This window comes from Ensifer sp. 1H6 (assembly GCF_001976035.1).
Classification (GTDB): domain Bacteria; phylum Pseudomonadota; class Alphaproteobacteria; order Rhizobiales; family Rhizobiaceae; genus Ensifer; species Ensifer canadensis.
This window is the reverse complement of record NZ_MOAI01000009.1, coordinates 211,425-223,140: the sequence shown is the minus strand read 5'-3', so window position 1 is coordinate 223,140 and position 11,716 is coordinate 211,425. Positions and strand designations below refer to the sequence as shown.

The following is an 11,716-nucleotide window of genomic DNA, read 5'->3' as shown; positions in this document are numbered from 1 at the left end:
GGATAGCGGTCGGCGAATGCGGTTGGGAAGTTCCAGCTTCCATGACGGCGTCTCCTATGAGGTGAGTGCGTTATTGCAGCCTCACTCTGCCAGAGCGCCGGCCGCTATTCACTCCCCATGGAATCTTAGTCGTCGAGCGTGACTTCCCAGAGCCGGGTGTTCGACTGCCAGACGGGCTCGCCGTGCAGCTTCTTCGTCGCACCCCAGATGTCGACCATGTCGTACATGAAGATGCCGGGAACTTCCTCAAGCATCAGCTTGTGGAATTCGTCGAAGATCGCCTGACGCTTTACCTGGTCGGCCTCGACATAGGCGGACTTCATCAACTCGATCGCTTTGGGATTATCCCACATCAGCGAGGCGTTCTTGTCCTTGTTGCCGACGTAGAAGCTGTACATCAGTGCCGGATCGAGGCGCGGTGCCACCGACTGCGAGATCACCTGGTAGTTGCCCGAGCGGCGGCGATCGACCTGGGTCGCATAGTCGAGCACTTCGATCTGCACATTGAGACCGACCTGTTGCATCATCGCCTGGGCGACGACGGCGGCCGGGAAGCTCGGCACATTGCCGCGCTTGTTGGCGATGATGGTGATCGGCTCGCCGTTGTAGCCGGCGTCCGCCAGGTCCTTCTTGGCCTTTTCCAGGTCCATCGGAAACTTCGTCTTCTGCGCGTCCGAATAGAAGATCGAGTCTGCCGACACCATCGAGGCATTGGTTTCGCCCGTACCGTTCGAGACCGCAGCAACCAGTTGGTCGAGATCGAGCGCTTCGGCCATGGCGCGACGCACGGCAACGTTGCTCAGAACCTTGTCGCGGGTCTGGAAGTAAAGCAGGTTCTTGCCGTTGTTGCGCTTGACGATCAGCTGCATCGTCTCGCTGTCCTTGAACTCCGAAATCAGGTCGGCGGAGACTTCGGCCGTATCCAGTGCGCCCGACAGCAGACCGGTTTTCACCGTCGATGCATCGGGGATGACCATGAACTTGATGCCGTCGACCAGCGGCCGTTTGGAGCCGACCATACCATCCGGCTTGCCGTCATTGGCAGGCGAGACGTAGGCTTCGTTCTTTTCGAGACGGACATACTCGCCCTTCTTCCACTCGGCCCACTTGAACGGCCCGGTACCGATGGGAGCAACGAAGGCGCCGTCGGCGCCGACAGACTCCTTGGCGATGATGCCGGTATAGCCGCATTCTGGACGCGCCATCAGGCCGAGAAAGACCGCCGAAGGCTTTTCGATCGTCATCGTTACCGTGGTCGGATCGACAGCCGTGACGGCCGACACCTTGATCGTTTTGCTGCCGTCGAAATCGCCGGCGCAGGTCCACTTGGTGTCCGCGGCCATGTAGCGGTTCCAGTTCCACACGACGTCGTCGGCCGTGACCGCGTTGCCATTGTGGAATTTCACGTCGTCGCGCAGCTTGAACGTATAGGTCAGGCCATCGGGAGACACTTCGAAGCTCTTGGCGACGAGCGGCTTTACCTCGCCGTTCTCGGCGTACCCGACGAGACCTTCGACGATGTGAAAGATTACGGAATCGGTGTTGCCGTCGCGGTTGACGCCCGGGACGTTGCTGCGGATATCGGAGCTCTGCGCGACCACAAGGTCACGCGCTTCGGCAAAGCCGACGGCGCTCATCAGGATGGTGCCGGCAAGGAAGATTTTTTTCATGGTTCCACTCTTCTCCAGTTGTTTCTTGTTGGTTTGTTGCGGTTGTTTCGGCTCAAAACGCGTCCCAGCAGGCCTGCGACAGCTGGCCGATGGTTTCGAGCGCAATTGTGTAGCCAGGCGTGCCATCGGCCATCACTTGCGGCACGGCGTCGGTGAAGACGGCGATGCCGTAGAGCGGCCGACTGTTGCGATAGACGAGACCTGCGTCCATGCGACCGCGCTTACCGCGCCCGGATTTGCTGGCGACGACGGTCTCGAAAGGCAGGCGCGAGCGGATGCCGTAGCGCAGCACCTGGTTCTTCAGCGTCTGCAGCGCAAAGCGGCAGAGCTCGACCGATGTGCCGAGACGCGCAGCCGCGGCCCCATCGTCCTGTGCCGCCAGGATCAGTTCGAGCAGCAATATCTGGTCACCAGCCGTCGTCGTCGTCACCTCGCCGAGCGAATGGTCCGGCTTCAGGCCAAGCGGCGGGATCAGAAAACGGTGGTGAGTGCCGGCCATGCCGATCGCCTTGCAGTAGCTGTCGACCTCTTCCAGCGTCAGCCGCTCCAGCACCATCTTGGTGCAGACATTGTCGCTCAAGACCATCATCCCGACGATGGCGTCGCGCAGCGGGATGACGATGCCAGGCGTCATGTAGCGGAACATGCCGCTCGCAACCTCATGCTTCAGCCGCTCCTCGTAGGTGATGGGCGTGTCGAGATCGAGCCGGCCCTCGTGCGCTGCCTTCAGCGCCGCCATCATGATCGACGTCTTGCGGGTGCTGGCCGAAGGCGTCTCCTCGTTTTCGCCCCGTCCGATCGTCTCGCCGGTCTGAAGGTTGCGAACGAGGAAGCGGGTGATGAATGGCTGGGCGTCGGCGATGGCATTAAGCCGTTCGGCTGTCGTGGCGGTTTTGATCGCTACGGTCATGTCAGGCCTCCAGGCGCCATTTGAGGGTGACGCCACCCGTGTGATTGAGATCGAGCGCGGGGATCGCCGAAAGCAGTTTGCGCGTATAGGCTTCCTGTGGCTGGTCGAAGATCCGGTCGCGATCGCCCTGCTCGACGATGCGGCCGTCCTGCATGACGATCACCCGGTCGGCGACCTGCTCGACGACGCCGAGGTCATGGCTGATGAACAGGCAGGAAAACCCGTAGCGCTTCTGCAGATCGGAGAAGAGTTCGAGCACCTGCGCACGCACCGTCACGTCGAGCGCCGAGACCGGTTCGTCGGCGATGAGGAACTTCGGCCGCCGGGCAATCGCCCGGGCAATGGCGACGCGCTGGCGCTGACCACCGGAAAGCTCATGCGGATAGCGGCTGGCGAAATCGCCGCTAAGACCAACTTCTTCGAGCGTTTCGAGCGCGCGCTTGCGCTTGGCCGCACCGTCGAGATCGGGCACCAGCCGGAGCGCTTCTTCGACCAGCGCCTGGATGGTCATGCGCGGGTCGAGCGAAGAGTAGGGATCCTGGAAGACCATCTGGCAGTTCAGCCGATAATCACGCCAGTCAGCGCTGCGCTCGCGCCCCTGGAAGAGGATCTCGCCTTCGGTCTGCTGGACGAGACCGGCGATCGTGCGGCCAAGCGTCGTCTTGCCCGAGCCGGAGCCGCCGACAAGGGCGACGACTTCGCCGACATGGATGTCGACGCTGACGCCGTGAAGCGCGCGCTTCGGCGCCTGCTTGCGGAAGAGCCCTTTGCGGCCGGGATATTCGACCACGATGTTGCGGGCCGACACCATCGGCGTGCGGGACATGTCGAGCTCGCGCGGTGCCGCCCGAAACGGCAGCGAAGACAGGAGCTTGCGGGTATAGGGATGCTCCGGTGCGCTCAGAATGTCCTCGGTCGTGCCCTGTTCGACGATCACGCCTTTTTCCATGACGACGAAGCGATTGGTGTAGCGCGCCACCATCGGCAGGTCGTGGCTGATCAGGAGAACGGCCGTGCCTTCCGCCTTGGTCAGTTCGACCATCAGCTCCATGACGTCACGTTGCACCACGGCGTCGAGCGCGGTCGTCGGCTCGTCGGCAATCAGCAGGGCCGGCTTCAGCAGCATCACCGAGGCAAGCATGATGCGCTGGCGCATGCCGCCGGAAAACTCGTGCGGATAGGCGGCAAGCGCCCGCTCCGGCTCGCGCAGACCGACGCGCTTCAGCATGTCGAGTATCGCAGCCCGACGCTCGTCGGCACTCTTCTTCGTATGCAGGATCAGGCCTTCTTCAAGCTGCCTGCCGATGGTCATCGACGGGTTGAGCGAGGTCATCGGCTCCTGGAACACGACGCCGATCTCGCCGCCGCGCAACTGCCGGAGGTCGCGATCTTTCATCGACAGGACATCCCGTCCGCGGTAACTGATCGTGCCGCCGGCATGGCGCACGGCAGGCGGGATCAACCCGATGATGGCGCGGGTCGCGAGCGTCTTGCCGGAACCGGATTCGCCGACGATGCCGACGATTTCGCCAGGGCCGACGTCGAAGCTGACATCCTTGACCACCTGGTTGCCATTATGGGTAACGGCCAGCGACAGGTCGCGAACGCTGAGTAGGGAACTGCCGATCATTTCAGGCCTCGCATGCGGGGGTCGAGCTTGTCGCGGAGCGCGTCGCCGAGAAGGTTGATGCCGAGTAGCGTCAGCGCGATGCAAAGGCCGGGGAAGAAACCGAGCCAGACGGCCTGTTCGATGAACGGGCGGCCCGCAGCCAGCATGTTGCCCCAGGTCGGCGCCGGTGGCGGCACGCCAAGGCCGAGAAACGACAACGCGCTTTCCGACAGGATTGCCCAGCCGAACATCGAGGTCGCCAGCACGGTAATCGGTGCCAGGCAGTTCGGCAGGATGTGGCGCAGCATGGTGTAGATTTCGCCATTGCCCATGACACGCGAGGCTTCGATGAATTCGCGTTCGCGCAGCGACAAGACGGCGCCGCGCACCACACGCGCCATCGACGGCGTGTAGGCGATGCCAAGCGCGAAAATGATGCCGTACTGGTTAGCCCCGAAGACCGCGAGCAGCCCGAGCGCCAGCAGGATGCCCGGAAAGGCGAGCAGTGCGTTGTTGACGGCCATGATGACGCCATCGACCCAGCCGCGGGCATAGCCGCTGATGAGGCCGATCAGGGTGCCGCAGACGACCGCGAAGGCGACCGTCAGACATCCGATCCAGACGCTGGCGCGGGCACCGATCATCAACCGGCTGGCAACGTCGCGTCCGAACTCGTCGGTGCCGAGCCAATGGGCGGCACCGGGGGCGGCCAGACGCGAAGTGAAGCCCAGCGCGCTGGGATCGTAGGGCGTCCAGAACACGCCGATCAGCGCGGTGATGACCAGAGCGGCGATCAGTCCGCCGCCGATGACGCCGTTGAAAGTGAGCTTTCTCATTCTGCCACCACCCGCGGATCGAAGAGAGGATAGAGGAGGTCGACCACGAGGTTGACGACGACATAGGAGAAGGCGACGAGCAGCAGGCAGCCCTGGATGACCGGATAGTCGCGCTGGAAGATGCTGTCGACCATCAGGCGGCCGAGGCCGGGAATGGTAAAGACCGTCTCGATGACCGCGATGCCGCCGAGCAGATTGCCGAGGATCAGGCCGATCATCGTCCAGGTCGGGCCGAACGCATTCTTGAACGCATGCCTCCAGAGGACGGCGCTTTCCGACAGTCCCTTGGCCCGTGCATGGGTGATGTAATCAAGCCGGAGAACCTCGAGCGTCGAGGCGCGCGCCATGCGGATGATCACGCCCATTTCGTGGATGACCAGCGTCATGACGGGCAGGACGAGGTAGAGAAGGCCCGCCGTCCAGTTTTCCGAGATCGGCACGTAACCGAGCACCGGCAGCCAGCCGAGCTTCAGGCCGAAGGCAAGCAGCAATAGCAGGCCGAGCCAGAAGGTCGGGATCGACAGAAGCACGGTGGCCGTGCCGACCAGCGCCAGGTCCGTCAGGCTGTTCTGCCGCCAGGCGGCGATGACGCCGGCGGGAACGGCGATCAGGCTCGCGAGGAACACGGCGATGACGACGATCTCGGCGCTCACCATGAAGCGGCTCAGCACCAGATGAAGCACCGGCTCGTCGGTGACGATCGAGCGGCCGAAGTCGCCGGACAGGATGTTGCCGGCCCAGATGACGAACTGCTCGGGAATGCTTCGGTCAAGGCCGAGCACGCTGCGCATTTCGGCAATCTGCTGCGGCTCGGCCATATCGCCGAGCATCAGCGCGGCCGGATCGCCGGGAATGAGACGGATGAGCGTGAAGACGGCAACCGAGACAATGACGATCGTCGGTATCGCCATCACGAGACGATTGAGTATGAACTTGATCATGGGTTCCCCGTACTGAGAACAGCCTGGCGCGACATCGCGATTCGGCCCTCCTGCCGGCTTTTCTTGACACGACTATGATCGAATGGAAAAAACCGCGCAATATTATGAGGAATCGTCATAGCTCTATGACGAAGGGATGACATGGGAGCTGCCAAAGGGGCCGATAACGTGCGGCATCATGCGCTGGGCGGAAGTCGCGCTTGCAGTCGGGGAGCATTGCCCTGCGATGCCGACGCAATAAGACAGTCAGCGATGGACTTTAAATCACCAACGGATGTTGAAACCGATCTTGAGATCGGGAAACAGGTGGCCGCCGCGCTTGCCCGTGGCGCTGATGGCTGAGGCGATGCCGACCATGAGCACGCCGAAGACGATGCCGGCAAACACAAACCGAACTGTCATGGCGGCCGGTTGGCGCTTCTTCTGCGTTGCCTGCAACATCATCCGCGACCGTATCCTTGCATCACTTTCGAGCACGACCAGACGAAATCACTGGTCTCATTGCCCGATGACGTGAAACGCCACGCGCATCGGCCGGCATTTACGGGAGTAATTCCCGCAAGCTGGGGTCGCTTTGGCTCGACGCTTGGCTCTTCAAAGCGCCTTCGGGAATCACGTTTAAGGTATGACGCAACGTCCGGCTCAAGCGGAGTTTTGGGCTGATATCGAGGGTCGCATCCTTTGGACGCATTGCCCGAGGGTCGGTGCCGTGACGGGCCGATGGATGTGCCGGGCACAATCTCTGCGGGACACCGACGTCAACGCCGAAGAGATCGCGTCGGCCGGCGATTAGAGCAGCTGAAGGTGATCGGCGAGCTCGCGGGCCGCGGCACCGCCTGCCCGGTTCGCACCGATGGTGGAAGCCGACGGGCCGTAACCGACGAGATGGATCCTCGGGTCTTTTGCCACCTGTGTCGCAAGCCGGCCGGTCATCAGGATGCCGCCATCGGCATTGCGCAGTTGCAGCGGCGCCAGGTGATCGAGCGCGCTTCGAAAGCCGGTACTCCAGAGAATGACGTCGACTTGCTGCTCGCGACCATCCGGCCAGCGCACGCCATGCTCGGTGATTTCGGCAAACATTGGCTGGCGCTCGAGTGCGCCGCGTGCGCGTGCGGCAAGGATCGCCGGCGTCACCGGAATACCGGTCACGGAGACGACCGAGCCCGGCGGCAGACCGCGGCGTACGCGTTCCTCGACCATGGCAACGGCAGCGCGTCCGACCTCGGGGGTAAACGGCTCTTCACGGAAGGCCGGCTCCTCGCGCGTGACCCATGTGGTCGATGTCACCTTGGATATTTCATCGAGCAGCTGGATCGCGGAGATGCCGCCGCCGACGACCAGCACGTGCTGCCCGGCAAACTGCCCGGCGGTCTGGTAGTCCTTGGTGTGCAGCTGACGCCCCCTGAAGAGATCCGATCCCGGATAGGGTGGAATGTAGGGAGACTCCCAGGTGCCGGTGGCGTTGATGATGCCGCGGGCGGCATAGACGCCGGCGTCGGTCTCGACCCTGAAACGCTCGCCCCGCTCGCAAACGACCTTGACGGCAACCGGTCGGTGCACGGGAAGGTCGAATGCCTTCTCATAGGCGCCGTAATACTGCGGGACGGCGACGGAAGCGTGGACTTCGCCCATGCTGGTATCGACGGCGTCGGCGAATTTCATGCCGGGAAGATCGTGAACGCCATTGACGGTGCTCAGCGTCAGCGACGGCCAGCGAAACTGCCAGGCGCCGCCCGGCTGTGGCGATCGGTCGACAACGACATATTGCATCTGAGGCGATAGCCCGAACCGGCTCAGATGATAAGCCGAAGACAGACCCGCCTGTCCGGCACCGATGACGACGATGTCGATCTTGCGGGCGACGCGCGCATGCGTCTCGGCCTCGCTGGCGGGGGCAAAGGCGTTCTGGATGTCCATCATCACGCAGCCAAGACCGAAGGCTGATCACTGCTCATCAGATCATCCACGGCGGCGACTTTCAGCCAATCGCCGCGGCAAAGATCGCGGCCAGTTTCTCGATGCCGGCCTGATCGTCCCGGTCGAAACGCGCCGGTTTAGGACTATCGAGGTCGATGACACCGATCACCCGGCCATGGCGTCGGACGGGAACCACGAGTTCGGAGCGGGACGCCGCATCGCAGGCGATATGGCCAGGAAAGGCGTGCACGTCTTCGACCAGGATCGACTGCCCTTCCTTTACGGCCGTGCCGCAGACGCCGCGGCCGACAGGAATGCGCACGCAGGCTGGCTTGCCCTGAAATGGCCCGAGCACCAGTTCGTCATCGGAATCGAGAAAGTAGAAGCCGGCCCAATTGAGATCGGGCATCGTCTGATACATCAGCGCCGAGGTGTTTGCGGCGTTCGCGATCATATTGGGCTCGCCATGCAGCAGCGCTTCGAGTTGCTGCGCCAACTCCCGATAGAATTCGGTCTTGTCGCCTGTGTCGATTACCGCCGCCTGGAACATGATCTCTTTCACTCTCTCATCATACGGACTGGCAATGTAGTGCCGCGCCCGACATTTGCCAATTGCAGCGCGTCCGCGCCGACGGCGAAACGGAGCGCTGGCGGAAAACGGTTCGACAAACGCGACCCGACGCCGATGTCCGGATTCAGACCCTCACGGCTCTTGTGAAGTGGCGACCTGTCGCTTCAGGCAATCGATCATCGCCTGAGCCGCAATCGACAGCGGCACGCCGGCGGCGGTTGCGACGCCGAAATCCTGCGTCAGGTGTGGCGAAAAACTCCTGATTTCAATCGGCAGATGCCGATGCAGGTTGGCGAAAAAACTGCTGATGATCGCAACGCCAAGATCATGGGCGGCATAGGCGCAGGCCGAGCTGTTGCTGTGCGTCTCGATCTTGACCTTTTGCGGCACGCCCGCCTTTCGAAAGATCTCGTCGAGCATGACCCGGGTCGGCCGCCGGCGACCGATCAGGATCAGCGGAATGCCCCTGAGTTCCTTCGGGGTGACGTGGTCGAGCGCCGTCAGCGGATGGTTCTTCGCCATGACGCAGACGCTGACGCCGCCCGCCACCGGCTGCATTTCGAGGCTGGCGCTCAGTTGCCCTTCGTAGCGCAGGAAGCCGAAATCGATGATGCGCTGTTCGACAAGGCGGGCAATCGCCACGGTCGTATCGAAGAAGGTTTCCACACGCACGCCGGGGAAATCCTTGGCATAGTCCGCCAGCATCGCCGGGGCGAAGCTTTCGGACATGCTGTTCGGCAGGCCGATGCGCACGACTTCCGGGCCGACGGCGCCGCTGCGAAGATCCTGGGCGAGATTGGTGAAACGATCGATCCCGAGCAGAATATGCTCGGCATCTTCGGATAGCTTCAGCGCCTCGGGCGTCGGGATCAGCCGGCCCTTGTCGCGCGCAAACAGCGTCAGCGACAGGTCCTCTTCCAGTTGCTGCAGCAGACGGCTGACACCGGACTGGCTGAGCCCCATGGTTTTTGCCGCCGCGATCGTCGAGCCGGTGGCAAGCAGGGTGCGCAGCACTTCCAATTGTCGAAAATTCATGCCGGCTCCGCATCCATCCCATTGCCATCTTCTCCGTGTTTACGAAAAGGCGGACAATCTAGGAAGCCGTATTCGACGGCAGCGGCAGGCGTGCGATTACTCCGCGTGGGCAGAACAACTGATGCGCAAGGCCAGGATGGACCGTTAGGATATGGAGGTGGTGGGTGCCGAAGAGCACGCGTGCGCTCTCCGGCTTGTTCAGGCTGTCTCGTCGTCGATCAGACGTCGACGCGTAGCGATGGTTTGAAGCGCTCGGCAAAGACCTCGATCGAGCCGCTGCCATAACGACGCAACTGACGTTTGGTCAGAACGGACATGACGCGCGCCGCCGTCGAAAACGTCATTTTATCGAGCGGACCGTCGCCAATCCAGGGTTTGCTTAATCGATCGGTGACGATGCCGATCATGTTTGCAGGCATGATATCCGTGCAACGTTTCATCCAGTCGAAGACGACCCTGATCGGCAGCAATTTGCCTTCAAACGAAACCACGGGTTCAGGCATCCCCTCGCCCCAATCATCATAGGCCTCAAGGGCATCTCGAAAGAGATTTTGCAGGATGATGGAGGCATGCCCTTCATGAAGAGCGGGCAGCAAATTCGTCATTTGTGTCTCCTTCAGTGGTTAAGGCCGGGAAACGCGAATGGCCAATACTGTCAGCATGTTTTTGCCATCGTGCCGTGTGGCCGGTACTTTGACGACCACACAATCGGTAGACTGCAGGCCATGGCGAAATGCAGAAGCGCGACAATGGTTCCAAGCGACCGGCAACTTTTTTTGAAATTCTTTGAGGACGGCGGTTTTGGAACTGCACCCGCCACGCCCGGTCGACAGCCAATTCGTGCTCCATATCGCTGTATCGGCTTGAAAGGGCCGACCATTCGTCAGAACATCAGGAACGAAAAACTAATATCCATATATTCCATAGAATATACGATCTTACCTGAAGACGCCAGATAATTCACAGATATGCGCCACTATCGAAATGGAGCGATCACATGGGAACGATCTCGCAGCTTTCCGAGAAGACGAAGCTCCCGGCATACCGGATCGGAAGCGAGGAGGAGGCGCTGGAAATCGCGCGCGAGCTCGCGGGCGAATTTGCCAGGCGATCAAACGAGCGGGATACCGACCGGATCCTGCCTTTCGACGAACTCGACACCCTTGCCCAGTCCGGGCTGCTCGCAATCACCGTGCCCTCCGACTATGACGGCATCGACGTTTCCAACGCGGTGCTGGCGGAAATCACCGCCATCCTGTCCGAAGCCGACAGTTCGATCGGCCAGATCCCCCAGAACCATTTCTATATTCTCGAAGCGCTGCGCACCGACGGCACGGAGGAACAGAAGAAATTCTTCTTCGCACGCGCGCTCGCTGGCGACCGCTTCGGCAATGCGCTCTCCGAGAAGGACACCAAGACCGTCGGCGATTATGCGACGCGCCTGACGCCTGATGGTCTCGGCTACCGCCTCAACGGCCGCAAGTTCTATTCGACCGGCGTGCTCTTTGCCGAATGGATCGTCGTGTTCGCACTCGACCAGGACGAGAAACTCACCATGTCTTTCCTGCCGCGCGGTGCCGACGGCCTTCAGGTCATCGACGACTGGGACGGCTTCGGGCAGCGCACTACCGGCAGCGGCACGACGGTGCTGCAGAATGTCTACGTCACGGCCGACGCGATCGTTCGCCATCACCGCGGCTTCGAACGTCCGACGACGATCGGCTCGGTCGGCCAGATCATCCACGCCGGCATCGATCTCGGCATCGCGCGCGCCGCCTTCGCCGAGACGCTCGACTTCGTGCGCAACCGGGCACGGCCCTGGATGGATAGCGGCGTCGAGAGGGCAGCGGACGATCCACTGACAATCGCCCGCATCGGACAACTCGCAATCCGCCTTGAGGCGGCGACCGCCATCGTCGAGCGTGCCGGCAAGAAGGTCGACATCGCCCAGATCAACGGCACCGAGGAGGGCATCATCGAGGCGACGCTGGCGGTCGCCGCCGCCAAGGTGCTGACAACAGAAATCGCGCTCGAAGCCACCAACACGCTCTTCGAACTCGCCGGCACGTCGTCCACCCGCATCGGTCTCAATCTCGACCGCCACTGGCGCAACGCCCGCACCCACACGCTGCATGATCCCGTGCGCTGGAAGTATCACGTCGTCGGCAACTATCACCTGAACGGCGTCGCCCCACCGAAGAACGGGGCACTCTGACCCCTGCCCTGA

The 11,716-nt window shown here is 62.1% G+C and carries 11 protein-coding genes; 1 reads left to right on the top strand and 10 read right to left on the bottom strand.

Annotated features, from left to right (window positions below):
- Nucleotides 1-125 precede the first annotated feature (125 nt).
- From BKP54_RS13465 to BKP54_RS13420, 10 genes are all read right to left on the bottom strand, one after another.
- Nucleotides 126-1,670 (bottom strand): ABC transporter substrate-binding protein, encoded by a 1,545-nt coding sequence (locus BKP54_RS13465; RefSeq protein WP_084814533.1) that lies wholly within the window; start codon nucleotides 1,668-1,670, stop codon nucleotides 126-128.
- A gap of 52 nt (nucleotides 1,671-1,722) precedes the next feature.
- Nucleotides 1,723-2,580 (bottom strand): serine hydrolase, encoded by an 858-nt coding sequence (locus BKP54_RS13460; protein ID WP_025429211.1) that lies wholly within the window; start codon nucleotides 2,578-2,580, stop codon nucleotides 1,723-1,725.
- Nucleotide 2,581: 1 nt separating this feature from the next.
- A complete protein-coding gene (locus BKP54_RS13455; protein ID WP_084814532.1) occupies nucleotides 2,582-4,210 on the bottom strand; it encodes an ABC transporter ATP-binding protein in 1,629 nt (542 codons plus the stop codon).
- The gene (locus tag BKP54_RS13450; RefSeq protein ID WP_025429213.1) at nucleotides 4,207-5,025 is read right to left on the bottom strand and encodes an ABC transporter permease; all 819 of its coding nucleotides are present in this window, start codon (nucleotides 5,023-5,025) and stop codon (nucleotides 4,207-4,209) included. Before BKP54_RS13450 ends, BKP54_RS13455 begins: the two co-directional genes overlap by 4 nt.
- The gene (locus BKP54_RS13445) at nucleotides 5,022-5,966 is read right to left on the bottom strand and encodes an ABC transporter permease (RefSeq protein WP_084814531.1); all 945 of its coding nucleotides are present in this window, start codon (nucleotides 5,964-5,966) and stop codon (nucleotides 5,022-5,024) included. The genes BKP54_RS13450 and BKP54_RS13445 overlap by 4 nt, the downstream gene beginning before the upstream one ends.
- A 264-nt stretch (nucleotides 5,967-6,230) precedes the next feature.
- Nucleotides 6,231-6,410 carry a hypothetical protein gene (locus BKP54_RS13440; RefSeq protein WP_057221051.1) on the bottom strand — a complete coding sequence of 60 codons (180 nt, stop codon included), beginning with the start codon at nucleotides 6,408-6,410 and terminating at the stop codon, nucleotides 6,231-6,233.
- A gap of 345 nt (nucleotides 6,411-6,755) precedes the next feature.
- Nucleotides 6,756-7,883 carry an NAD(P)-binding domain-containing protein gene (locus BKP54_RS13435; protein WP_128090412.1) on the bottom strand — a complete coding sequence of 376 codons (1,128 nt, stop codon included), beginning with the start codon at nucleotides 7,881-7,883 and terminating at the stop codon, nucleotides 6,756-6,758.
- Nucleotides 7,884-7,944: 61 nt separating this feature from the next.
- A complete protein-coding gene (locus BKP54_RS13430; RefSeq protein ID WP_084814529.1) occupies nucleotides 7,945-8,433 on the bottom strand; it encodes a GAF domain-containing protein in 489 nt (162 codons plus the stop codon).
- 153 nt (nucleotides 8,434-8,586) lie between these two features.
- A complete protein-coding gene (locus BKP54_RS13425) occupies nucleotides 8,587-9,489 on the bottom strand; it encodes a LysR family transcriptional regulator (protein WP_084814528.1) in 903 nt (300 codons plus the stop codon).
- Nucleotides 9,490-9,707: 218 nt separating this feature from the next.
- A complete protein-coding gene (locus BKP54_RS13420) occupies nucleotides 9,708-10,094 on the bottom strand; it encodes a hypothetical protein (protein WP_084814527.1) in 387 nt (128 codons plus the stop codon).
- 392 nt (nucleotides 10,095-10,486) lie between these two features.
- Here BKP54_RS13420 and BKP54_RS13415 point away from each other — a divergent pair, with 392 nt between their 5' ends.
- Nucleotides 10,487-11,704, top strand: coding sequence for an SfnB family sulfur acquisition oxidoreductase (locus BKP54_RS13415; RefSeq protein WP_084814526.1), 1,218 nt, complete (start codon nucleotides 10,487-10,489; stop codon nucleotides 11,702-11,704).
- Nucleotides 11,705-11,716: the final 12 nt, after the last annotated feature.

What these genes read in the sequence shown, in the direction of transcription:
- BKP54_RS13435 (WP_128090412.1), bottom strand. Translation starts at nt 7,883, where the DNA reads ATGGACATCCAGAACGCCTTTGCCCCCGCCAGCGAGGCCGAGACGCAT.
- BKP54_RS13465 (WP_084814533.1), bottom strand. Translation starts at nt 1,670, where the DNA reads ATGAAAAAAATCTTCCTTGCCGGCACCATCCTGATGAGCGCCGTCGGC.
- BKP54_RS13445 (WP_084814531.1), bottom strand. Translation starts at nt 5,966, where the DNA reads ATGATCAAGTTCATACTCAATCGTCTCGTGATGGCGATACCGACGATC.
- BKP54_RS13460 (WP_025429211.1), bottom strand. Translation starts at nt 2,580, where the DNA reads ATGACCGTAGCGATCAAAACCGCCACGACAGCCGAACGGCTTAATGCC.
- BKP54_RS13440 (WP_057221051.1), bottom strand. Translation starts at nt 6,410, where the DNA reads ATGATGTTGCAGGCAACGCAGAAGAAGCGCCAACCGGCCGCCATGACA.
- BKP54_RS13450 (WP_025429213.1), bottom strand. Translation starts at nt 5,025, where the DNA reads ATGAGAAAGCTCACTTTCAACGGCGTCATCGGCGGCGGACTGATCGCC.
- BKP54_RS13430 (WP_084814529.1), bottom strand. Translation starts at nt 8,433, where the DNA reads ATGTTCCAGGCGGCGGTAATCGACACAGGCGACAAGACCGAATTCTAT.
- BKP54_RS13455 (WP_084814532.1), bottom strand. Translation starts at nt 4,210, where the DNA reads ATGATCGGCAGTTCCCTACTCAGCGTTCGCGACCTGTCGCTGGCCGTT.
- BKP54_RS13425 (WP_084814528.1), bottom strand. Translation starts at nt 9,489, where the DNA reads ATGAATTTTCGACAATTGGAAGTGCTGCGCACCCTGCTTGCCACCGGC.
- BKP54_RS13415 (WP_084814526.1), top strand. Translation starts at nt 10,487, where the DNA reads ATGGGAACGATCTCGCAGCTTTCCGAGAAGACGAAGCTCCCGGCATAC.
- BKP54_RS13420 (WP_084814527.1), bottom strand. Translation starts at nt 10,094, where the DNA reads ATGACGAATTTGCTGCCCGCTCTTCATGAAGGGCATGCCTCCATCATC.